The sequence below is a fragment of the Pseudomonas azotoformans genome, from assembly GCF_001579805.1.
Taxonomy (GTDB): Bacteria; Pseudomonadota; Gammaproteobacteria; order Pseudomonadales; family Pseudomonadaceae; genus Aquipseudomonas; species Aquipseudomonas azotoformans_A.
Genome location: NZ_CP014546.1, coordinates 6,370,427 through 6,392,922 on the forward strand (window position 1 = coordinate 6,370,427; position 22,496 = coordinate 6,392,922).

General features: G+C 60.4%; 23 protein-coding genes and 1 pseudogene. 10 read left to right on the top strand and 14 right to left on the bottom strand.

What is annotated here, in order from left to right; translation table 11 throughout:
• Positions 1 to 26 precede the first annotated feature (26 nt).
• Positions 27 to 920 carry a putrescine utilization regulator PtrR gene (gene ptrR, locus AYR47_RS29260; protein ID WP_033900662.1) on the bottom strand — a complete coding sequence of 298 codons (894 nt, stop codon included), beginning with the start codon at positions 918 to 920 and terminating at the stop codon, positions 27 to 29.
• Between the two features lie 103 nt (positions 921 to 1,023).
• On the opposite strand from ptrR, the gene AYR47_RS29265 reads away from it, so the two are divergent.
• Complete coding sequence (locus AYR47_RS29265) at positions 1,024 to 2,232, top strand: MFS transporter (RefSeq protein ID WP_033900661.1); 1,209 nt, start codon at positions 1,024 to 1,026, stop codon at positions 2,230 to 2,232.
• On the opposite strand, the gene AYR47_RS29270 is transcribed toward AYR47_RS29265, so the two are convergent.
• From AYR47_RS29270 to AYR47_RS29280, 3 genes are all read right to left on the bottom strand, one after another.
• The gene (locus tag AYR47_RS29270) at positions 2,144 to 3,586 is read right to left on the bottom strand and encodes an NCS1 family nucleobase:cation symporter-1 (protein WP_038847294.1); all 1,443 of its coding nucleotides are present in this window, start codon (positions 3,584 to 3,586) and stop codon (positions 2,144 to 2,146) included. The genes AYR47_RS29265 and AYR47_RS29270 overlap by 89 nt on opposite strands.
• A gap of 199 nt (positions 3,587 to 3,785) precedes the next feature.
• Entirely contained in the window at positions 3,786 to 4,184 is a 399-nt protein-coding gene (locus AYR47_RS29275) for a DUF2177 family protein (protein ID WP_033900655.1), read from the bottom strand.
• Positions 4,185 to 4,236: 52 nt separating this feature from the next.
• The gene (locus tag AYR47_RS29280) at positions 4,237 to 5,073 is read right to left on the bottom strand and encodes a CvfB family protein (protein WP_017845295.1); all 837 of its coding nucleotides are present in this window, start codon (positions 5,071 to 5,073) and stop codon (positions 4,237 to 4,239) included.
• Between the two features lie 311 nt (positions 5,074 to 5,384).
• Here AYR47_RS29280 and AYR47_RS29285 point away from each other — a divergent pair, with 311 nt between their 5' ends.
• The 3 genes from AYR47_RS29285 to AYR47_RS29295 all read left to right on the top strand — a co-directional run bounded on the left by AYR47_RS29285 (position 5,385) and on the right by AYR47_RS29295 (position 7,426).
• On the top strand, positions 5,385 to 5,564 hold the full coding sequence (locus AYR47_RS29285; protein ID WP_003193095.1) for a hypothetical protein: 180 nt from the start codon (positions 5,385 to 5,387) through the stop codon (positions 5,562 to 5,564).
• 207 nt (positions 5,565 to 5,771) lie between these two features.
• On the top strand, positions 5,772 to 6,494 hold the full coding sequence (locus AYR47_RS29290) for a TorF family putative porin (protein WP_033900652.1): 723 nt from the start codon (positions 5,772 to 5,774) through the stop codon (positions 6,492 to 6,494).
• Positions 6,495 to 6,559: 65 nt separating this feature from the next.
• Positions 6,560 to 7,426 carry a DUF6279 family lipoprotein gene (locus AYR47_RS29295; protein WP_061449210.1) on the top strand — a complete coding sequence of 289 codons (867 nt, stop codon included), beginning with the start codon at positions 6,560 to 6,562 and terminating at the stop codon, positions 7,424 to 7,426.
• Here AYR47_RS29295 and copD read toward each other — a convergent pair.
• The 5 genes from copD to AYR47_RS29320 all read right to left on the bottom strand — a co-directional run bounded on the left by copD (position 7,423) and on the right by AYR47_RS29320 (position 11,748).
• A complete protein-coding gene (copD, locus tag AYR47_RS29300) occupies positions 7,423 to 8,277 on the bottom strand; it encodes a copper homeostasis membrane protein CopD (protein WP_033900648.1) in 855 nt (284 codons plus the stop codon). The genes AYR47_RS29295 and copD overlap by 4 nt on opposite strands.
• Entirely contained in the window at positions 8,274 to 8,648 is a 375-nt protein-coding gene (copC, locus tag AYR47_RS29305) for a copper homeostasis periplasmic binding protein CopC (RefSeq protein ID WP_061449211.1), read from the bottom strand. Before copC ends, copD begins: the two co-directional genes overlap by 4 nt.
• 50 nt (positions 8,649 to 8,698) lie before the next feature.
• Positions 8,699 to 9,514, bottom strand: coding sequence for a copper resistance protein B (locus AYR47_RS29310; protein WP_061449212.1), 816 nt, complete (start codon positions 9,512 to 9,514; stop codon positions 8,699 to 8,701).
• Positions 9,515 to 9,524: 10 nt separating this feature from the next.
• Positions 9,525 to 11,231 (bottom strand): copper resistance system multicopper oxidase, encoded by a 1,707-nt coding sequence (locus tag AYR47_RS29315; RefSeq protein WP_061449213.1) that lies wholly within the window; start codon positions 11,229 to 11,231, stop codon positions 9,525 to 9,527.
• 127 nt (positions 11,232 to 11,358) lie between these two features.
• On the bottom strand, positions 11,359 to 11,748 hold the full coding sequence (locus AYR47_RS29320; RefSeq protein WP_010208626.1) for a hypothetical protein: 390 nt from the start codon (positions 11,746 to 11,748) through the stop codon (positions 11,359 to 11,361).
• A 154-nt stretch (positions 11,749 to 11,902) separates the two neighbouring features.
• On the opposite strand from AYR47_RS29320, the gene AYR47_RS29325 reads away from it, so the two are divergent.
• A complete protein-coding gene (locus AYR47_RS29325; protein ID WP_033900637.1) occupies positions 11,903 to 12,178 on the top strand; it encodes a hypothetical protein in 276 nt (91 codons plus the stop codon).
• A gap of 50 nt (positions 12,179 to 12,228) precedes the next feature.
• On the opposite strand, the gene AYR47_RS29330 is transcribed toward AYR47_RS29325, so the two are convergent.
• Positions 12,229 to 13,575, bottom strand: a complete 1,347-nt coding sequence (locus AYR47_RS29330; RefSeq protein WP_033900634.1) for a DEAD/DEAH box helicase — start codon at positions 13,573 to 13,575, stop codon at positions 12,229 to 12,231.
• Positions 13,576 to 13,768: 193 nt separating this feature from the next.
• Between AYR47_RS29330 and AYR47_RS29335 the strand changes: the two are divergent.
• Positions 13,769 to 15,068: pseudogene (locus AYR47_RS29335) on the top strand (mechanosensitive ion channel family protein).
• 2 nt (positions 15,069 to 15,070) lie between these two features.
• Here the strand turns inward: AYR47_RS29335 and AYR47_RS29340 are convergent.
• The 4 genes from AYR47_RS29340 to AYR47_RS29355 all read right to left on the bottom strand — a co-directional run bounded on the left by AYR47_RS29340 (position 15,071) and on the right by AYR47_RS29355 (position 18,170).
• On the bottom strand, positions 15,071 to 15,763 hold the full coding sequence (locus AYR47_RS29340; RefSeq protein ID WP_061449214.1) for an Abi family protein: 693 nt from the start codon (positions 15,761 to 15,763) through the stop codon (positions 15,071 to 15,073).
• 272 nt (positions 15,764 to 16,035) lie between these two features.
• The gene (locus AYR47_RS29345) at positions 16,036 to 16,914 is read right to left on the bottom strand and encodes a carboxylate/amino acid/amine transporter (RefSeq protein WP_061449215.1); all 879 of its coding nucleotides are present in this window, start codon (positions 16,912 to 16,914) and stop codon (positions 16,036 to 16,038) included.
• A gap of 202 nt (positions 16,915 to 17,116) precedes the next feature.
• Positions 17,117 to 17,716 carry an FMN-dependent NADH-azoreductase gene (locus AYR47_RS29350; protein ID WP_061449216.1) on the bottom strand — a complete coding sequence of 200 codons (600 nt, stop codon included), beginning with the start codon at positions 17,714 to 17,716 and terminating at the stop codon, positions 17,117 to 17,119.
• Between the two features lie 139 nt (positions 17,717 to 17,855).
• Positions 17,856 to 18,170: a hypothetical protein gene (locus tag AYR47_RS29355; RefSeq protein ID WP_033900621.1), complete on the bottom strand. Its 315-nt coding sequence runs from the start codon at positions 18,168 to 18,170 to the stop codon at positions 17,856 to 17,858.
• A 49-nt stretch (positions 18,171 to 18,219) separates the two neighbouring features.
• Here AYR47_RS29355 and AYR47_RS29360 point away from each other — a divergent pair, with 49 nt between their 5' ends.
• The 4 genes from AYR47_RS29360 to AYR47_RS29375 all read left to right on the top strand — a co-directional run bounded on the left by AYR47_RS29360 (position 18,220) and on the right by AYR47_RS29375 (position 22,442).
• Positions 18,220 to 19,143, top strand: coding sequence for a LysR family transcriptional regulator (locus tag AYR47_RS29360; RefSeq protein ID WP_016979354.1), 924 nt, complete (start codon positions 18,220 to 18,222; stop codon positions 19,141 to 19,143).
• Positions 19,144 to 19,157: 14 nt separating this feature from the next.
• Positions 19,158 to 19,961 carry an alpha/beta fold hydrolase gene (locus AYR47_RS29365; RefSeq protein ID WP_033900614.1) on the top strand — a complete coding sequence of 268 codons (804 nt, stop codon included), beginning with the start codon at positions 19,158 to 19,160 and terminating at the stop codon, positions 19,959 to 19,961.
• 3 nt (positions 19,962 to 19,964) lie between these two features.
• Complete coding sequence (locus AYR47_RS29370; protein WP_033900612.1) at positions 19,965 to 20,528, top strand: peptidylprolyl isomerase; 564 nt, start codon at positions 19,965 to 19,967, stop codon at positions 20,526 to 20,528.
• Between the two features lie 81 nt (positions 20,529 to 20,609).
• A complete protein-coding gene (locus AYR47_RS29375; RefSeq protein WP_061449217.1) occupies positions 20,610 to 22,442 on the top strand; it encodes an ABC transporter ATP-binding protein in 1,833 nt (610 codons plus the stop codon).
• Positions 22,443 to 22,496: the final 54 nt, after the last annotated feature.

The window sequence follows — 22,496 nt, forward strand, 5'->3', positions numbered from 1 at the left end:
AATTCATCAAAATCCTGACGGATCGCTCAAGCAATGGCGCGCGTGTCGTGCAGGACCGCAGTCTTGCTGGCTTGCTGCAGGTCGATCCATGCGTTGAGGTTAGCGCCGAGCATACCCTTTCGCCACATCAGCCAGGTGGTGGCAGTGGCAAAAGGCCCTTTCAACGGATGAACGGACACGCTGTCCTTGCCTGGCAGGCTCTCCAGCATGGATTCGGACATCAACGCCACTCCGGACCCGGCGATCACGCACGCCAGCATGCCCTGATAAGACTCGATCTCAATCGCCCGGCCCATGGCCACGCGCTCATGGGAAAACCAGGTTTCCAGGCGGGTGCGATAGGCGCAGCTGCGACGGAAGGTGAACACCGAACGCCCCGCCACATCCTGCGGACCCAGTACCGGCGGATGGTCGGCCTCGCAGATCAGCACCAGGCGTTCTTCGCACAGAGGCACACCGTCCAGGGAAGCGATGGTGATGGGGCCGTCCACAAATGCCGCATCCAGCCGGCCGGTGATCAACCCTTCGAGCAGCTCTCCGCTGGGTGCCGATTGCACCTGAAGGTTCACCATCGGGTAGGCCTTGTGATAGCCCGCCAGCAGTTTCGGCAGATGCACCGCCGCTGTGCTGTACATGCTGCCCACCACAAAATCGCCGGCCGGTTGCCCGCCTTGCACCGCGCCGTGGGCTTCGTCGTGTAGGGCCAGCAGTCGAGTGCTGTAGTCCAGCAGCACCTTGCCGGCCGGTGACAGCTGCAAGCGCTGGCGCTCACGCACGAACAGCTCTACGCCGAGCTGCTCCTCCATTTGCTTGAGGCGCGTCGACAGGTTCGACGGCACCCGATGCAAGCGCTCAGCCGCGCGCGTGATGGAGCCCTCTTCCGCCACCGCCTGGAAAATGCGCAATTGACTGAACTCCATACCTTTCTCCAAAACTGAACAAGTTACTCACTATTATTCATTTTTGCAGAAAGTCAATCCACTTTAGCCTGAGGGTATTCGTTTACTCGCAGGAATACTGATCATGTCTCCTTTAGTTCGCTTACTCGCCAGCTTTGTCGCCCTGATGATGGCGATGGGGATTGGCCGCTTCGCCCTCACCCCACAAATGCCCCATCTGCTCAGTGAAGGGCAGATCGACCTGACCGGCGCCGGCCTGATTGCCGCCGCCAACTACCTGGGCTACTTCGTCGGCGCGGTAGATTCGATCTTCGCGCGCAGCCACCATCATGTCCGCGGGCGTCTATATGGCGGGTTGTGGCTGTGCGTGCTGCTGACCCTGGCGTCGTACTGGGCCCACGGGTTCTGGCCGCACCTGTTGTTGCGCTTTGGCACCGGTGTCGCGAGTGCCTGGGCCCTGGTAATGATCACCAGCCTGAGCCAGCCGCTGGCGATTGCCGCCGGGCGGCCGCGCCTGGGTGCCTTGGTTTTTGCCGGGCCGGGGCTGGGGATTTTGTTGACCGGTTTGCTGGCGCTGGGCTCCAACCTGATGGGGCAAAACTCGGGCACGTTGTGGCTGGTATATGGCGCGGTGGCGCTGGTGATGTTGCTGTCCATCTTGCCTTTCCTGCCCAAACCCTCCCCCACCGGTACGCCCGTTGCCGGGCACGTCGACGCTGGCAGCAACGGCAGCATCGCGCATTTGTGCTGGATTTATGTGTTGTATGGTCTTGGCTACATCATCCCGGCGACGTTCCTGTCGCAGATGGCCAGCGCGCAATTCAAAGGTGCCTGGCAAGCCGACCTGTTCTGGCCATGCTTCGGCCTGGCCGCCGCGATTGGCGTAGTGGTGGCAACCCTGCGCCGCAAGGACCCAGACACCACTCGCCGCTGGCTGATGACCACATTGTGGCTGCAAGCGGCCGGGGTGTTTGCCTGCTTGCTGGGCAATGGCTGGGGCCTGGCACTGGGGGTGTTGCTGTGCGGCGGACCGTTCCTGGCCTGCATGCAGTTGGTGATGGCCCGCCTGCGCGAGGTCGCTCCCCACGGCTACCAGCGCAGCACCGGACTGCTCACCGCCAGCTTCGCCATCGGCCAATTGAGCGGGCCGTTACTGGCCTCGGTCAGCAGCCACCTGAGTGGTGGGCTGCAACCGGCATTGGTGGTGGCCGGCGCTGGCTTGCTGTTGGCGGGCTCGATCCTGGTCAGCCGGCAACCAGCGGTGCAGGCACACGCCCCTGTTCACGCCGCGCCAACACCAGGAAAAACAGCCCACCCAGGAAGCAGCCGGTAAACCAGGCAAAGTTGGCCATGCCCTGCAACGCCGGGGTAAAGGTGATCGCGACGCCCACCAGCGTCGCGGGCACCAGCGCTTTGACTGCCGTCCAGTTCACACCGCCGTCGAAGTAATAGCGCCCGCTCGGGCTGTCATCGAACAACGCGTCCACGTCGATCTGCTGTTTTTTGATCAGGTAGAAATCCACCAACAGGATGCCGAACAGTGGCCCGATAAAAGCCGCGAGAATGTCCAGTGTGTAATGGATCATCAGCGGGTTATTGAACAGGTTCCACGGTGTGATGAAGATCGACGCCACCGCAGCGATCATCCCACCCGCGCGCCAGCTGATCTTGCTCGGTGCGACGTTGGCGAAGTCAAAGGCTGGGGAAACGAAGTTGGCGACGATATTGATGCCGATGGTCGCGGTGACAAAAGCAAACGCCCCCAGCAACACCGCCATGCTGTTATCGATGCGCGACACCGTGGCGATCGGGTCATGCAACATTTCGCCAAACACCGGCAAGGTGCCCGAGACGATCACCACGGTGACCAGGGAAAACGCCAGGAAATTCACCGGCAGCCCCCAGAAGTTGCCGCGCCGTACGTCCTGCATGCTGCGGCAGTAGCGGCTGAAGTCACCGAAGTTCAGGGTCGGCCCGGAAAAGTACGACACCACCAACGCCGTCGCCACGATCACCTGGCCGAAGGCCTGCCAGCCCGACAGGGATTTTTCCGCCAGGGTGAAGCTGATGTTCGACCAGCCCGCCTTCCACACGATCCAACCCGCCAGGGCGAACATCACCGCGTAGACCACCGGTCCGGCCCAATCGATAAAACGCCGGATGGATTCCATGCCGGCCCAGAACACCGCCGCTTGCAACAGCCACAGACTGAGGAAACCAAACCAACCAAGGTAGGACAAGCCCGCAAAATGCGGCTCCGCGTACACCGCCATCTGTGGGAAGAAGCGCAGCACCACGATGATCAAGGCGCTCGACGCCAGGTATGTCTGAATCCCATACCAGGCCACCGCGATCAAGCCGCGAATCACCGCAGGAATGTTCGCGCCAAACACACCAAATGCCAGGCGACAGATCACGGGGTAAGGCACCGCAGCCTGCTGGCTCGGTTTGGCTACCAGATTGGCGATCACTTGCACGATGCAGATCCCGGCGAGCAAGGCGATCAGCACCTGCCAACTGGCGAGGCCCAGGGCGAAGAGGCTGGCAGCGAACACATAACCGCCGACGCTGTGCACGTCGCTCATCCAGAAGGCGAAAATGTTGTACCAGTTCCACTTTTGGGGCAGCGGGCCTAGGTCTTGGTTATACAGGCGTGGGCTGTAGCCTTTGGGCAATTGTTCGGTCATCGCGGGGCTCCTCGAAATACCGGCCTGCGCTTCCGTCACGGGTGTGCATACGGGAGGCGGCATGGTTTGTATACGAGGTATTCAGCAGAATGCGTGCCAATTGAGCCCAATTCCTCTGGAACGGCGTTCCAAAGGGAGGGGAACAGGCTTGGACACAGGGCCTGCGCTCAGCAACGGTGCACAAAAATCCTGTACACAATCAGCGCTGCACTCGATGTGCACACAGATAACCTGCCGTGCAACAGGCCGCAGTCAGGAAGGTGCCCCACGCCATGTCCATGACTGCCAACTGCGCAGACCAACCTTGCAGCGTGGCCCAGTTGCTCAGGTCGTAGGTGCCGTAGGCGACCAGGCCCAGCAAGGCACCCAGCCGTGCAGCGCGCTGCCAGCTTGCGCTGGGCAAGACTACGAATACCACGCAACCGAGCACATAAAGGAGATAGAAGAGTGTGGCGGGCAACAGGCGGGGTTGGTCCAGCATCAGTGGACCCAGCAGGGATTTGTAGGTGGGGCCCATGAGGACACCGAGCCAGAGGCCGTCCAGGATCAGGAAGGCGAGCAACGTGCCGAAGTAGGCGAACAGCGATTTCTTGCTCATTGATGCAACCTCTGTAGACGCCGACGGGCGTCTACAGAAGAGCAAATCGGGGTCAGCTTAGTTCAATGCGATCCGCGTGGATCACGATCTGGCCCTGCTTGTACAACGCACCAATGGCCTTCTTGAAGTTGCCCTTGCTCACACCGAACAAGTTGCTGATCACGGCCGGATCGCTCTTGTCGCTGACCGGCAAGCTGCCGTTGTTTTCACGCAACTTGGCGAGGATCTTCGAATTGAGGCTGGAGGCCGCTTCCTGGCCAACCGGCTGCAGGCTCAGGCTGATGTTGCCATCGGCGCGGATCTCTTTGATAAAGCCTTTTTCTTCTTTACCTGGGCGCAGGAACTTGAACACTTCGTTCTTGTGGATCAGGCCCCAGTGTTTGTTGTTGATGATCGCCTTGAAGCCCATGTCAGTGGCTTCGGCCACCAGCAGGTCGACTTCCTGGCCCACCTGGTAGTTGGCCGGCGTCTTGTCCAGGTAGCGATCCAGGCGCGCAGTGGCGGTGATGCGCTTGGTGTGCTTGTCGAGGTAGACGTGCACCACGCAATATTCGCCTGCGGTCATCTGGCGTTTTTCTTCCGAGTACGGCAGCAACAGGTCCTTGGGCAGGCCCCAGTCGAGGAACACGCCAATGCTGTTGACTTCTACCACTTTCAAACTGGCGAACTCACCCACTTGAACTTTGGGCTTTTCAGTGGTGGCGATAAGTTTGTCATCGCTGTCCAGGTAAATGAAAACGTTAAGCCAGTCTTCATCTTCACTGGGAATATCTTTGGGGATATACCGATTAGGCAAGAGGATTTCGCCATCTTGCGCACCGTCCAGGTACAAACCAAAGTTAGTGTGTTTAACCACTTGCAAGCTGTTGTAGCGCCCGACCAAAGCCATTTTCAATACCCTCATTACGTGGGCGGCATTCTACCCGAGTTGCGCTCGCCACGCGCGCGTGCCTGAAAAATCGCGGGTTGCCATGGCGCTGCCCCGCTCGTCTGATCAATCGGCCCATTTTTTCCAGGCAGTCGGTCGCGGACAGCTGCATGGTTTCGAGTTAAAACAGTAAGTTAGGGGATTATTTCAGCGATCAACTTCGGCTATTTCCCACCGCCCCACTTATTCCCGGGGGATATTTGCCAAGCAATTGTCAAGTATTTCCTGTACGATGCCTGGCCAAGTTAATTTTCTACAGGTTAGTGGCCGCCATGCGCGTAAAAGCATCCAACAGCAAAGCAAAGCCAGCTCCCGCCGTTGAAACCAGCGAATCGATCAACAGCCAGATTGCTGCCTTCCTCAAGTCCGGCGGTGAAATCCAGCAGATTGCCAAGGGCGTGAGCGGCCAGACTTTCGGCCCATCCAAGCAGATCAGCCTGGGTAAGAAGTAATACCGCGCAACACACCTGGTCCCTAAGCGTCTTGCCATCAAGGCGCTAGGACTAGAGCCCGAAAGACCCTCTGCAATACCTTCAATAACACGCTAATCGACGAACGGGCCTCACCGCCTGGCATTCGCCGGTATGCTTGCACACGTCTAGCACGGGCATCTGCCCGACTTTCTCCGTCACTGCTCCTCGCTTTTCATGGAGTGAAGCATGTTCAAACCCTGCATGTTCCTGGTCGGCGCCCTGATTGCCAGCCCTCTCGCCGAAGCCCAGATCTTCCAGCGTGAACTGGGTGACTTCGACTTGAAATTGGGCACGACGCCCAGTCGCAGCATGGCCCAGGGCCTGGTCAAGCCGACGTCTCCCGGCAGCGATTCGTTCCATGGCGGGCTGGACCTGAGCCACGACAGCGGCCTGTACTTCGGCCAGTTTTCACCGAACATGGGCCTGTCCTCGTCCAGCACCCTCGAAGTCGATTCCTACATGGGCTTCAAGCATCCCTTCGACCAGACCCTGGGCTACGAAGTGGGCCTGATCCACTACAGCTACCCCAAGCTCAGCCCCCTCGACAGCCAGGAGTTCTACGGTGGCCTGAACCTATTGGGCAATCGCTTCGGCGCCTCTTTCAGCAACGACCCGGATCGCCAGGACAGCACCCTGTTTGCTGACCTCGGCGGCACCCAGCCGTTCGGCATTGGCGTCAGCATGAAGTACACCACTCATCAGTTGGGCACGCCGGTTTCAGTGGAGGGCGGCTCCATCCGCACCTTCAGCGACTGGTCGGTGCAATTCTCCCGGCAGTGGATGGGCGTGGACTTGAACCTGATCTACAGCGACTCCAGCCTCAGCGGCGGGGATTGCTCGGCCTATTCCGGACACAACTCGCAATGCGATGGCCTGTTGACGTTGAAGGCCGCCCGGTCGTTTTATTGAGGGGCTGAACTGTCGCACCCGGCGCGGGTTCACATGTGATAACCCACTCTGCGAAGGACCCGCCCATGCTGCGTCGGCTCAAACTACTGGTGGTACTGCTGACCCTGAGCCTGGTGCTCGCCGGTTGCAATCGCGTGGGCCTGGCCTATCGCAACCTCGACGTGATCATCCCCTGGACCCTCAACGACTACCTGGACATGAACGCCGGGCAGAAGAGCTGGTTCAACGACAAGCTCAAGGAACACCTGGCCTGGCACTGCACCACGCAATTGCCAGGTTACCTGGATTGGCTGGACCGCCTGCAACGGATGGCCGACGACAACCAGGTCACCGACGCCGCGCTCCAGGCCCGCACCACCGAGGCCAAACAGGCCATCGACGACGTCGCCCGTGAGATCACGCCCTCCGCCATCGAACTGCTCCAAGGCCTGGACGACCAGCAGGTCAAGGAAATGAGCGACGCCCTGGCCAAGGACCTGCGCAAACGCCAGGACGAGTACCTCAAACCGCCCCTGGCCCAGCAGATCAAGGAGCGCGCCGAGCGCATGAACAAGCGCCTGGACGCCTGGATCGGCCCGCTCAGTGCCAGCCAGCAGAACCGCGTGACCGCCTGGTCCATTGCACTGGGCGAGCAGAACCAGGAATGGATCGGCAACCGCGCCCGCTGGCAGGCGCAGTTTATCGACGCCGTGCAACAGCGCAAAAACGCCGACTTCCCACAAAAAATGCAGCAGTTGCTGGTGGACCGCGAAAGCCTGTGGACCCCGCAATACCGCAGCGCCTACGCACAGACGGAAGCCGCGGCCCGCGGCCTGATTGTCGACGTGATGGCCGAAAGCACCGTGCAGCAACGGCAGAAGCTCACCCAGAAGATCGACAAGGTGCGTAGCGATTTCCAGGCGCTCAAATGCTTGAAAAGTGCGCAGTCCTAGCGGGGGGCCAAGGTTCCCAACCAGGCCACCAGCGCCAGGATCAGCACCACCGCCCCAAACTCCAGGGTGATGCTGCGACGCAAGGCTTCACGCGCTGCTCGGTGGTCACCCGCCGCCAGGGAGCGCTGCAACAACGGCGTCAGGTGTGAGCGATTAAGCGCCGCCAGCCCCAACATCAATCCAAACAAGCCCAACTTCAAGCACAACAGGATCGCGTAGACGCCGCCCGTAATGCCATCCAGGTTCGGCCCGACCACAAACAGATAATTCGCCACGCCCGTGCCAATCAGCACCGCAACGAAGACCGCGCCGACACGCTCGAAGCCTGCCAAGGCATGTGCCAACACTGGCACCGCCTGCTCAGATGTACTCCTCAACATCAGCCCGAACGCCACCAATGCCCCGACCCAACCCGCCGCCGCCAGCAGATGCGCACTGTCGCTGAGAAGATGCCACAGCCCCAACGAGCCTTCATGCATCACCCCATGCCCGGTCCAGGCCAGCGTCACCAACGCGACACCGCCGAACCCGGTGGCCAACCGGGTATTGAGTGCAACCAGAACCAGCGCCGCAATCCGCAGCCACCACGTCCAGCCCAATTCGGTGTGCCAGAGCATCATCTGCAGGTGCGTCCACAGCGTTGGCCAATCCTCGGCACCGCTCATGGACTGGGTCATGGACAGCAACGACGCCACCGACAGCAGCAAACCCAGTATCGCCAATGCCCGTAGCTGAGGCTTCAGATTCAGCAACCGGTTATCTGCATAAAGGCCGAACAGCCCCAGTCCAAACAACAGCATCAAGTCCAGATACAGGGCGAAGCGCAGTAACACCGGGATCAGTTCACTCATGGCTGGACGCTGAACACCACATTGCCAAGGATCGGGTGGGTATCGGACGACACCGCGCGCCAATCCACCCGATAGGTGCCCACCGTCAGCGTGGAGGCCGGCTTGATCAGCATCACTTGGGGATCAGCACTGGCGGCGACACTGGCCTTTACCGGCATTGACGAATTGGGCATGCCGGGCATATCGGTCATGGTCAGCTTGGCGCCGGAAAACTGCGTCAGCAGATTTTCCGAGAAGCGCAGTTCAATCACTGCGGGGGCAACACCTTGGGCACCGGATGCCGGGCTGGAAGACAGCAGCGTGGGATGGGCTGAAGCCGCCACGCTGGTGCATAACACAACGCCCGCCAGGGCAGTTTTCAACATCGACATGCAAGGCTCCAGGCCGCTCATGGCGGCGAGTTATAGGAAGAGTAAAAACGTCAGAACCACAAGCGCACACCCACGACCCAGCGCAGTTGCCGCGTGTCTTCGCCTTCATCCCTGGCGTATTGCGCGGTCTGGCCGTAGCTGCGATTCCAGGTCACGCCCACATAGGGCGCAAATTCGCGGCGCACTTCGTAACGCAGCCTCAGGCCCAACTCACTGTCCGAAAGGCCCGAACCGACGCCGCGCTGCGGATCGTTGCGCCCATAAAAGTTGAGTTCGGCGGTGGGCTGCAGGATCAGTCGATTGGTCAGGAGGATGTCGTAGTCGCCCTCCAACCGTGCAGCAGTGCGCCCGGCTTCACCGACAAACACCGTGGCTTCGGCTTCAAAGTTGTACAGCGCCATACCCTGCGCGCCGAAGGCCGCCCAGGTCTGGCCGTCACCGGGTATGAAGTCCTGGCGCACACCGCCAACCAGGTCCCACCAAGGACTGATGGCATGGCCCCACAACGCCTGGACTTCAGCGCTTTCGGTGCGACCGGCGCTGCGCTCGCCTTCGCTGCGCAACCACAGGCGATCGATATCACCACCGACCCAGCCCTTGATATCCCAGTTCAACGCGCCGTCGCCCTCGCCGCCTTGCCATTCCAACTGGTTGATCAGCAGCAGGGAATGGATGCCACTGTCGTGAACCACGTGCCCACCGGGCGCGTTGTAGACCGCAGCGCGATCGGCGTCCGTCAATACGGGGATCGGTGTGCGGCTCTCAGTGAGCGCCGGTGTCACCGGGCTCATGCCCTGGAATTCATCGGCCTGTGTCAACGGAACAAACGCCAACGCGATTAAGCCGGATAAGACACGACGGCTCATGCTCGTTTCCTTATTCATGCACGCGTACCTCACGGAACATGCCCATTTCCATGTGGTACAGCAGGTGGCAGTGATAGGCCCAACGCCCCAGCGCGTCGGCGGTCACCCGGTAGCTGCGCCGTGAGCCCGGCGGCATGTCGATGGTGTGCTTGCGCACCTGGAACTGGCCGTTTTCGTCCTCCAGATCACTCCACAGACCGTGCAAATGAATGGGGTGACTCATCATCGTGTCGTTGACCAGCACCAGCCGGACGCGCTCGCCGTAGGTCAGTTGCAAGGGTTCGGCATCGGAGAACTTCACGCCATTGAATGACCAGGCGAATTTCTCCATATGCCCAGTGAGGTGCAGTTCGATGGTGCGACTGGGATCGCGTCCGTCAGGGTCTTCGAAGGCGCTGCGCAGGTCGGCGTAAGTCAGGACACGCCGGCCGTTGTTGCGCAGGCCGATGCCGGGATCGTCGAGCTTGGGCACCGGGCTCATGGCTTGCATATCCACCAGCGGGTTGTCTTGCTCGCTCGCAGGATGGGCCTGCATCGACATGGCACTGTGATCCATGCCCGCCATCTCCGGCATGTCCGCCATGGCGCCGTGGTCCATCCCACCCATGCCCATATCCTCCATGGTGATCCAGGGGCGCGGGTCCAGTGCCGGTACGGTGGCCATCGCCCCGGTTTGTCGGGCAAGCGTGCCGCGGACATAACCACTGCGGTCCATCGACTGGGCAAACAGTGTGTAAGCCTCGGCCGTCGGCTCGACCAGCACATCGAAGGTCTCTGCCACGGCGATACGGAACTCGTCGACGCTCACCGGCTGCACTGGCTGGCCATCGGCGGCAATCACGGTCATCTTCAGCCCCGGAATGCGCACATCGAAGTAGCTCATTGCCGAACCGTTGATAAAGCGCAACCGGATCATCTCGCCCGCCTTGAATACGCCGGTCCAGTTGCGCTCCGGCGGTTGGCCGTTGAGCAGGTAGGTGTAGGTTTCGCCGCTGACGTCGGCCAAGTCCGTGGGGTTCATCTTCATTTGCGCCCACATCAGGCGGTCAGCCACCGTGGCCGACCCGCCTTGCTTGCCCAGATCCCGCACGAAGTCGCCCACGGTCGGCTTGTGCAGGTTGTAGTAGTCGGACTGTTTCTTGAGGGTTTTCATCAAGGCGACCGGGTCTTCGTCGGTCCAGTCCGACAGCATCACCACGTAGTCGCGCTGATAGGTATACGGTTCGGGCTCCCTCGGGTCGATCACCAGCGGGCCATACACACCCTGCTGCTCCTGGAACCCGGAATGGCTGTGGTACCAGTACGTGCCGTGCTGTTTGACCGTGAATTGGTAGACAAACACGCCACCCGGCTCGATGCCCTTGAAGCTCAAGCCCGGAACGCCGTCCATGTTCGACGGCAGGAGAATGCCGTGCCAATGGATCGACGTCGGTTCGGCCAGGCGGTTGTTCACGCGCAAGGTCACGGTGTCGCCTTCACGCCAGCGCAGCAGCGGGCCGGGCAGGCTGCCATTGATGGTCAGTGCCGTGCGTTTACGGCCAGTGAGGTTGACCGGGCTTTGGTCAATGAACAGATCAAATTCGGTCCCGGCCAGCACCGTGGGCTGGCCGGGACTGGTCAAGGCCCAGACCGGGCTGCGCCAGAGGCCGAGCCCGCCCAGCAAGCCGCCGGCAGCCAGGCCTTTAACGAAGGTACGTCGGGTAGTGTTGGAGTGCATGCCGATTCAAATCCATGAGTTGAATGGCAGCAGAGTAGGCAGGGCCGGCTGTCAGCCAGCTTAGCGGCAGATTACCGATCTGACAGTTTCGCCCCGGCGTTGCGACAGCGCCGGGGCGTGAGAGGGATCAGGCGATCTGGGCCTTGGAGGCCACCTCGGCGAAGGTCGCCGGGTCCAGAGCGTCGGGCTGTTCATCCAGCACCTGACGCGGGTGATCATTGCCAGGGATCGAACTGTCGATCAGCGCCAGCAATTGCGCACCCAGCGGAGTCAGGATGAAATTCTCGCCATTGCCGCCCTCGTCTTCGGGGCGCGACTCGATAAAACCGCGCTTGAACAGCAGCGCTTCGTAGTCCGCAGCGGTCTTTTTGAGCGCGTCCAGGTTGCCGGTGGACTCGCCCGCCGTGGCCTTCTCGGCCGCTTCCTGCTCAGCGTATTTGCGCGGGGCGAAGCTGCCCTCGCCGTTCTGCACTTCATGCAGCAGACGTTCGATCAGATCCCAGTTGTAAGTCGTCATCCTGATTCCTCCTGCGGGCGGGTGGAAAGTAGCCCGTTAAAAGGTGTGACCGGCCACGTCACTGGCCGTTCAGCCCAGCAGACGAGCGTCATTGGCGTGAACTTTCCAGGTGCCCACGACCTCAACTGAATATCCCTGCCAAGGAGGTCCACCCATGAAAACCCTGATGAACCTGGCCATCGCCGCCACCTTGTTGACCGCCCTGCCCGCCTGGGCCTGTACGCCCGACGAGGCCACGGCCAAGCGCGAGCAACTGGCCCAGGAAGTGGCCAAGCTGACCGAGCAGAACCCGACCAAGGCCAAGGAGATGAACGACGAGCTGCAGAAGATGGACCTGGACACCGAAAGCGCGGAGTTCCCTGACAAGTGCCAACTGATCGATGCTCGCCTGAAGGAACTCAAGGAAGCGGCCGCCAAGGCTAAAAATTGATGGCATAAAAAAACCGGACAATCGTCCGGTTTTTTCACATCACCTGCGCCTTATTCGGCAGCCGGGGCTTCCGGCTTGCGGCGCTTGAGTGGCGCCATGCCGTCCTTGCTGACGAGCGACAGGTTGTCGGTCTTCGGCCGATTGGCGATCTTGCGCTTGGTCGGCGACTTGGCACCGGTTTTCTTCTTGTCGCCCTTGGCGTCGGTCTTTTTCTTCTTCACGCCAACGGCCTTGCCCGACGCCTTGACCTTCTTCGGCCCGGTGTAGGTGCCTTTGACTTCCTTGATAGTGCGGCGCTCGAACGACTGCTTGAGGTAGCGCTCGATGCTCGACATCAGGTTCCAGTCGCCGTGGCAGATCAGCGAGATCGCCAGGCCATCGTTACCGGCACGCCCGGTACGCCCGATACGGTGTACATATTCGTCGCCACTGCGTGGCATGTCGAAGTTGATCACCAGGTCCAGGCCGTCCACGTCCAGGCCACGGGCGGCGACGTCGGTGGCGACCAGGATCTTCACGCCACCGGCCTTGAGGCGATCGATCGCCAGCTTACGGTCCTTCTGGTCTTTCTCGCCGTGCAGCACGAACGCCTTGTATTCCTGGGCTACCAGGCGGCCGTAGATGCGGTCGGCGGCGGCGCGGGTGTTGGTGAACACGATGGCTTTCTGATAGGTCTCGTTGGCCAACAGCCAGTTGAGGATCTGCTCTTTATGCACGTTGTGGTCGGCGGTGACGATCTGCTGGCGCGTGGTCGCGTTCAGGTCGCTGACGTTGTTGACCTGCAGGTGCTCTGGGTTGTTCAGCACCTTGGCGACCATGTCGCGCAGGGTCGAGCCGCCAGTGGTGGCGGAGAACAGCATGGTCTGCTGGCGGTTGACGCACTCGGCTACCAGACGCTGCACGTCGTCGGCAAAGCCCATGTCGAGCATGCGGTCGGCTTCGTCCAATACCAGCACTTCGACTTCCTTGAGGTCGAGGTTGCCGGCATTGAGCTGCTCGATCATGCGGCCTGGGGTGCCGATCAAGATGTCCGGCACCTTGCGCAGCATGGCGGCCTGGACCTTGAAGTCTTCACCGCCGGTGATGATGCCGGACTTGATGAAGGTGAACTGCGAGAAGCGCTCAACCTCCTTCAGGGTCTGCTGGGCCAGCTCGCGGGTTGGCAGCAGGATCAGGGTCTTGATGCTGACGCGAACCTTGGCCGGCCCGATCAGGCGGTTCAGCACAGGCAGGACGAAAGCAGCGGTCTTGCCGCTACCGGTTTGAGCTGTCACCCGCAGGTCACGCCCTTCGAGCGCGAGCGGGATGGCCGCTGCTTGCACAGGCGTAGGCTCGACAAATTTAAGCTCGGCCACGGCTTTGAGCAGGCGTTCGTGCAGGGCGAATTGGGAAAACACGGGTGCTACCTCGAAGAAATACAAAAAATCAGCTGCATAGGTTACCGGTTTCGGGCGTCCAAACCGAGTTTCTTTACGCGAACGGTGCTAATCGGCTGCTTTTTTGTCAGTGCATTTGTCCATGACATCAACTTTGTTGCACTTAAATGCTCTAATCGCCCCGTGTTGTCTTATAGAAGAATCGGTTTCACCCATGGATATCAAACAGCTCTGGCTCAACGTCCAAGACCTCTGGGGCGCCCTCGACGAACACCCGCTGCTGCATGCCAGCCTCGGCTTGCTGGTGTTGCTGGTGGTGGCGCTGTTGCTCGGACGAGTGGCACGTTACCTCATCCTCCACGCCGTCAAGCTGCTCGGGCCGGCAACCGGCCCTGCACTGGCTCAACGACCTGCGGCACAACAAGGTCTTCCATCGCCTGGCACAGATGACGCCGTCTTTGGTGATCCAATTCGGCCTGTACCTGGTGCCGGACCTGAGCAAGACCGCCATCCTGTTCATCGGCAATGTGGCCCTGGCACTGACCATTCTGTTCCTGGTGCTGGCCATGAGCGCCCTGCTCAGCGCTCTGCTGGACATCTACGCCCGCACCGAACACGCGCGCACCCGCTCGATCAAGGGTTACGTGCAGTTGGCGAAGATGGTGCTGTTCGTGTTTGGCGCGATCATCATCGTCGCCACCCTGATCGATCGCTCGCCACTGTTGCTGCTGTCAGGGCTTGGCGCCATGTCGGCGGTGATCCTGTTGGTGTACAAGGACACGCTGTTGTCGTTCGTCGCCAGCGTGCAACTGACCAGCAACGACATGCTGCGGGTCGGTGACTGGATCGAGATGCCCCAGGTCGGCGCCGATGGCGACGTGGTGGACATCACTCTGCACACGGTCAAGGTGCAAAATTTCGACAAGACCATCGTCTCCATCCCCACCTGGCGCCTGATGTCCGAATCGTTCAAGAACTGGCGCGGCATGCAGGCCTCCGGCGGGCGCCGTATCAAGCGTAGCCTGTTCATCGACGCCAGCGGCGTGCGCTTCCTGCGTGACGATGAAGAACTGCGCATGACCCAGGTACACCTGCTCACCGACTACATCGGACGCAAACAGGCCGAACTCAAGGCCTGGAACGAAGCCCAGGGCCACAGCGCGCAACTCTCGGCCAACCGCCGTCGCATGACCAACCTCGGCACCTTCCGCGCTTATGCCCTTGCCTACCTGAAAAGCCACCCGGACATCCAGCCGAACATGACCTGCATGGTGCGCCAGATGCAAACCACCGCCCAGGGCGTGCCGCTGGAGATCTACTGCTTTACCCGCACCACGGCGTGGGCGGACTACGAGCGGATCCAGGGGGATATTTTTGATTACCTGCTGGCGGTGCTGCCGGAGTTTGGCTTGAGCCTGTATCAGCAGCCGAGTGGGAATGATTTGCGTGCGGGGGTTTTGCCTGCGGTGTTGGGGGCCAGTCATTTGCCTGCACCGGAAAAAACCGTGATATAGCGCTATTGAGTGTTTGAGGCCGGTTGGGTGGCCGGACGCTTCGCCGCCTCCCGCCAGTGACTCCAATCGACTAATGCTGTAGGGAGTCGATCGTGGCTTTTTAACCAGGCGCACAAATCAGGATCAATCCACTGCACTACTTCTGTGATATCCCGATGCAAGGCAAATAGCGGTTGCCATAGGAGTGGCTCGTGGTGGAAACAGCGATTTCGCAGGTCCCTCGCATTGTTCAGGCGGCTACGAATAACGTCAGCTTTCTTGGCGTTTCTTGGGCAGTAGAAAAATACCTTCATCAAAGGCTTGGAAACATCCGGAAAGGCCTTTCGATTGAACAGTGAAGTCCAGAAGCCAAAGCTCAACTCAGCCGTGATGTCGTCCGGACCTGGGTCGACACCTCTTTTCATGAGTGCCGTACGCGCGTCGTCTACTTTTTGATAGCTGGAGCGAAGCTCTGGATTGGTGCTTGCCTTGAAGGCCTCGTACCAGTCGTCACGTCGGTACTCGCGCACCATCTCGCGCTGAATACTGTTGCGCAGCCCAACTTCAAGCACGTGAAAAATCGAGACCAGGGACTCTGCGATCCTCATATTGTGCACATAGGCAGCAGCGGCATGCTCTTTATTGCCCTGATGCCCCATGAGGTAGCGGTTCATTCGTGGTGTGGAGAGCTTCGCCTCCAACGTTTGCCAGACCATCTACCCGCAAGCTCCCTTTAGCGCAAAGAAATGTACAAGCGCGAGCGATAGTGCAGACAGGTTCTTTTGCTTGAAATAAACATACTGTTGCCGAATGGTGCAGTTGACCTAAACCGGCGCCATAGGGGGTTGACGTAAAAATCGCGGCTGGTAATCTCACCCCGCAGCCCTAGGAACCTCCACTCCCGTGCGACACGAAACGGTGACGAGACTAGGTTATGTGACGGCCCCGCTTTGCGGGGCCTCCGCATTTCTGGCGATCCAACTTTTTGCTAAGACGCTTTTTTCACTGCACCACTGCCCGGTTGATTGCCCAGCCGACTGATCCACACCGCCCCCAGAATCACCAACCCACCCAACGCCAACCGCCCAAGCGGCTCATGCTGGTTCCAGATCAGCAAGTTCAACAGCAACCCCACCGGCACATGCAGGTTGTTCATCACCGCCAACGTGCCGCCCTGCACCAGGCAGGCGCCCTTGTTCCACCAGTACATGCCCAGCGCCGTACTGACCAACCCGAGGAACACCAGCACACCCCATTGCAGCGGTGCATCGGGCAGGTAGTTGGCCTTGCCAAACATCAGGAACGCCGGTAACACCACCAGCAATGCGCCCAAGTAGAAGAAACCAAAGCGGCGGTAATGCGGCTGGTCGCTTGGGTAGCGTTTGACCAGGTGCTTGTACATCACCTGCCCGGCGGCGTAGGTGAAGTTGGCCAGTTGCAGCAGCAGGAAGCCTCCCAGGAAGTGCGCAGTGATCTGGTCGAAACGGATCACCGCCGCGCCCGCCACCGCCACCAGCGCGGCGATCAACGCCCAGGGGTTGAAGCGCCGGTTGAGCGCATCCTCGATGAGCGTCACGTGCAACGGCGTGAGGATGGTGAACAACAGCACTTCCGGCACCGTGAGCACGCGAAAGCTCAGGTACAGGCACACGTACGTCACACCGAACTGTAGCGCGCCGATCACCAGCAGGCCGCGCATGAAACCCGGTTCCACCGAGCGCCAGCGCGTCAGCGGGATGAATACCAAGCCGGCCAGCAGCACGCGCACCAAAACGGCGAAGTAGCTGTCGACATGTCCGGCGAGGTATTCGCCGATCAAGCTGAAGGAAAATGCCTGAATCAGGGTGACAACCAGTAAGTAGCCCATGCGCGCCTCGTTTCGAATGGGTGGGACATTAAAGGTTTTCGGCGGTTGAAGAAACTCGGGGCAAAAAAAACCCGACCTCGCTAAAGCGGCAGTCGGGCAGGAGCACTCAGGAGCAAAAGTGCAAAGGGAGGTCTGTTACGCGTACTTGAAGGGCTTGCGTGGAGCTAGATAACCATCGCGGGATTATCTGGCGATTAACGGATCAGGCGACCTGGGCCAACAGCGCCTTGGCGTGGTTGATGCCCTTCTCTTGGAAGTCACCGCTCAAGTTCACTCCTTCGGCGTGAATGAAGGTGACGTCATGAATCCCGATAAAGGCCATGACCTGGCGCAGGTAGGGTTCCTGGTGATCGGAGCTGGCACCCGTATGGATGCCGCCGCGCGCAGTGAGCACGATGGCGCGTTTGCCGGTCAGCAGCCCCTGTGGCCCGGTGGCGGTGTACTTGAAGGTCACACCGGCGCGCAACACGTGGTCCAGCCAGGCTTTGAGGGTGCTGGGAATGGCGAAGTTGTACATCGGCGCGGCCATCACCAGCACGTCTGCCGCAAGCAATTCGTTGGTCAATTCGTCGGAGCGATCCAGGGACGCCTGCTCGCTGTCGTTGCGTTGATCCGCTGGCTTCATCCAGCCGCCGAGCAGGTTGGCGTCCAGATGCGGAACCGGGTTGAGGGCCACGTCACGCACGCTGATCTGGTCCGCCGGGTGGGCGACCTGCCATTGGCTGATGAATTGCTGAGTCAGTTGGCGGGAGATCGAATCCTGCTGGCGGGCGCTGCTTTCGATGATCAGAACGTTGGACATGGCTGGGTAGGCTCCATCGGAAATTGCTGTAAGGCGATGGAGTGGAGATTAAACAGAGCCAATTCGATAAAAAAGCGCAAAAAACTGCTATAACCCATCTATAAATTTGTTTATAAGCGGAGCATGCTCCGCTGCTGGGCTACTTTGGTGCGCAAGCCAGGGCAATACGCATCTTGATAATGGCGCGATTGAACTTGACCGTGGTGTTGGTGCTTTTGCCCGCCGGCACCGTGACCGTTCTGCGGCGCGGCGATTCCGGGCCGTTGGTGAAGGTTACCGAGCAGACCGCGTCTTGAGTGCCGTAGTTATTGAGTTGAATCGAACTGATATCACCGTCCACATCGGAGGCGGTGTAGTCGATGCTGACGCCGTCGATCTTTTTCGTCACGTCGATAGGGTAGGCAAATGCACTCAACGGCAGCAGCGCCAGCAACACACAACAGAATTTTCTCATTCGGCAGTCTCCAATAAGGACTGTCAGCTTAGGACAAGAGGAACCCATCTTGAAAGCGCCCCGCGTTACCCTCGATCAATGGCGCACGCTGCAAGCCGTGGTCGACCATGGCGGCTTCGCCCAGGCGGCCGAAGCGCTGCACCGTTCGCAGTCCTCGGTGAGCTACACCGTGGCCAGGATGCAAGACCAGCTTGGCGTTCCGCTGCTGCGCATCGACGGGCGCAAAGCCGTGCTCACTGACGCGGGTGAAGTGCTGTTGCGCCGCTCCCGACAGTTGGTGAAAAACGCCAGCCAGTTGGAAGACCTCGCCCACCACATGGAACAAGGCTGGGAAGCGGAGGTGCGCCTGGTAGTGGACGCGGCCTATCCGAACGCACGCCTGGTACGCGCGCTCACCGCATTTATGCCGCAAAGCCGGGGTTGCCGTGTGCGCCTGCGTGAGGAGGTGCTGTCTGGCGTCGAGGAGCTGTTGCTCGATGGCATGGCCGACCTGGCCATCAGCGGCTTCATCATCCCCGGCTACCTGGGCACGGAAATGAGCGATGTGGAATTCATTGCCGTGGCCCATCCGGACCACTCATTGCACCGCCTGAACCGCGAGCTGAGCTTTCAGGACCTGGAAAGCCAGATGCAGGTGGTGATTCGCGATTCCGGCCGCCAGCAACCACGGGATGTGGGTTGGCTTGGCGCCGAACAGCGCTGGACCGTCGGCAGCCTGGCCACCGCCGCCACCTTCGTCAGCAGCGGCCTGGGCTTTGCCTGGTTGCCGCGCCACCTGATCGAACGCGAAATGAAGGAAGGCCTGCTCAAGCAGCTACCCTTGGAAAAGGGTGGAAGCCGCAACCCGACGTTCTACCTGTATTCGAACAAGGACAAACCCTTGGGGCCGGCGACGCAGATCCTCGTGGAACTGCTGCGCACCTTTGACACCGCCCCCTTGGACGCGCCTTTCGCCGCCCCGCAGCAAGCCTGAAACGGAGTTCATGCATGGCCTGGTTCGACCACGAAGGATGCAGCCTGCACTACGAGGAATACGGCCACGGCACGCCGCTGATCCTGATCCACGGCCTGGGCTCCAGCAGCCAGGATTGGGAACTGCAGATTCCGGTGCTGGCCAGGCATTACCGTCTGATCGTGGTCGATGTGCGCGGCCACGGCCGCTCGGACAAACCGCGCGAGCGCTACAGCATCCAGGGCTTCACCTTTGATTTGCTGGCATTGATCGAACACTTGGATTTGCCACCCGCCCATGTGGTGGGCTTGTCCATGGGTGGCATGATTGCCTTCCAGTTGGCGGTGGACGAACCCGCGCAGGTCAAGAGCCTGTGCATCGTCAACAGCGCGCCAGAGGTGAAGGTGCGCAGTGCCGATGATTACTGGCAATGGGCCAAACGCTGGAGCCTGGCGCGTGTGCTCAGCCTGGCCACTATCGGCAAGGCATTGGGCGACCGTCTGTTCCCAAAACCGCATCAGGCCGAGCTGCGCCGCAAGATGGCCGAACGCTGGGCAAAAAACGACAAACGTGCTTATCTCGCCAGCTTCGATGCCATTGTGGGCTGGGGCGTGCAGGAACGACTTTCCAGAATCACCTGTCCAACCCTGGTCATCAGCGCCGACCACGACTACACCCCCGTGGCGCAAAAAGAAAACTATGTAAAACTGCTGCCCGATGCGCGACTGGTGGTGATCGAGGATTCCCGCCATGCCACGCCCTTGGACCAACCCGAAGTCTTTAACGCAACCTTGCTCGATTTTCTAAAGACAGTCGAAACCACTACCCAGGATCACTGACCCATGTTGAAAAAAATCGCCTTCTTCGCCGGTTCTGTTCTGTTTGCCGCCAACCTGATGGCCGCCGAGCCCGTCAAGGCGCCCCACGTATTGATCACCACCACCAATGGCGACATCGAGATCGAACTGGACCCGGTCAAGGCGCCAATCAGCACCAAGAACTTCCTGGCCTATGTCGACAAGGGCTTCTACACCAACACGATTTTCCACCGCGTGATCCCAGGCTTCATGGTCCAGGGCGGCGGGTTTACTCAGTCGATGTCGCAAAAGCCAACTGAAGCGCCGATCAAGAACGAAGCCAGCAATGGCCTGCATAACGTACGTGGCACCCTGTCCATGGCGCGCACCAGTGACCCGGATTCGGCCACCAGCCAGTTCTTCATCAACGTGGCCGACAATGCCTTCCTCGACCCAGGCCGTGATCGCGGTTATGCCGTATTCGCCAAAGTGGTCAAGGGCATGGACGTGGTTGATGTGATCGTCAACTCGCAGACCACCACCAAGCAGGGCATGCAGAACGTGCCAATCGATCCTGTGTACATCAAGTCGGCCAAGCGCATCGACTGAGGTAGCAGGTAGCTCCGCGCGCCGCCCACGAGGCCGCGCGCGCATTTGAAAGGAGAGCCCGCCCTGCGGGCGTCAACCCTAATGCTCTATCGTCGTTTTGAACAACTGATCGATATTTTCCGCGACGCCCCCAGCGAAGCCCCGCCCGACAAAGTCTTGCCCTTCTACCTCTACTACCTGCGCCAGGTGTGGCCGCATTTCGCCGCCTTGCTGGTGGTGGGCCTGATCGGTGCGTTGATCGAAGTCGCACTGTTCAGCTACCTGAGCCGCATCATCGACCTGGCCCAGGGCACGCCGCCGGCCAACTTCTTCCAGGTGCACAGCACCGAGCTGATCTGGATGGCCGTGGTCGCCCTGCTGTTGCGCCCGATCTTCGGCGCCCTGCATGACCTGCTGGTGCACCAGACCATCAGCCCCGGCATGACCAGCCTGATCCGCTGGCAGAACCACAGTTACGTGCTCAAGCAGAGCCTGAATTTCTTCCAGAACGACTTCGCCGGGCGTATTGCCCAGCGCATCATGCAGACTGGCAACTCACTGCGCGACTCTGCGGTGGCGGCAGTGGATGCGATCTGGCACGTGGCGATCTACGCCATCAGCTCCCTGGTGCTGTTTGCCGAAGCTGATTGGCGCCTGATGATCCCGCTGGTGAGCTGGATTCTTTGCTACAGCCTAGCGCTGCGCTACTTCGTGCCACGGGTGAAGGAGCGCTCGGTGATTTCCTCCGAAGCGCGTTCCAAATTGATGGGCCGCATCGTCGACGGCTACACCAACATCACCACCTTGAAGCTGTTCGCCCATACCCGCTATGAGCAGGAATACGCCAAGGAAGCGATCATCGAGCAAACCGAAAAAACCCAGCTGGCCAGCCGCGTGGTGACCAGCATGGACATCGTGATCACCACCATGAACGGCCTGCTGATCGTCACCACCACCGGCCTGGCCCTGTGGTTGTGGACGCAGTCGCTGATCTCGGTGGGCGCGATTGCCCTGGCCACCGGCTTGGTGATCCGTATCGTCAACATGTCCGGCTGGATCATGTGGGTGGTCAACGGCATTTTCGAGAACATCGGCCAAGTCCAGGACGGCCTGAAAACCATCGCCCAGCCACTCGCCGTGATCGACCGCGAGCATGCCCCACGCTTGAGCGTGCCACGGGGCGAAGTGCGCTTCGAACAGGTGGATTTCCACTACGGCAAGAAGAGCGGGATCATTGGCGGCCTGAACCTTGAGATCAAGGCTGGCGAAAAGATCGGGTTGATCGGCCCATCGGGTGCCGGCAAGTCGACCTTGGTCAACCTGCTGCTGCGCCTGTACGACCTGCAAGGCGGACGCATCCTGATCGATGGCCAGAACATTGCCGAGGTCGCCCAGGAATCCCTGCGCGAACAGATCGGCATGATCACCCAGGACACGTCGCTGCTGCACCGTTCGATCCGCGACAACCTGCTGTACGGCAAGCCCGACGCCACCGACGAAGAACTCTGGGCCGCCGTACACAAGGCGCGCGCCGATGAGTTCATCCCATTGCTGTCGGACTCCGAAGGCCGCACCGGGCTGGATGCGCATGTCGGTGAGCGCGGAGTGAAGCTTTCCGGTGGGCAGCGTCAGCGTATTGCCATTGCCCGCGTGCTGCTCAAGGACGCGCCGATCCTGATCATGGACGAAGCCACCTCCGCGCTGGATTCGGAAGTGGAAGCGGCGATCCAGGAGAGCCTGGAAACCCTGATGCAGGGCAAGACGGTGATTGCGATCGCGCACCGGTTGTCGACCATTGCTCGGATGGACCGCCTGGTGGTGCTGGAGAAAGGCCAGATTGCCGAGAGCGGCAGTCACGCCGAGCTGCTTGCCCATGGCGGGCTGTATGCGCGGTTGTGGCAGCACCAGACGGGTGGGTTCGTCGGTATCGATTGAACCCTCGCGCCTACACTTTTGCCGCGATCCTGCTGTAATCAGTGCAGTGCCCAG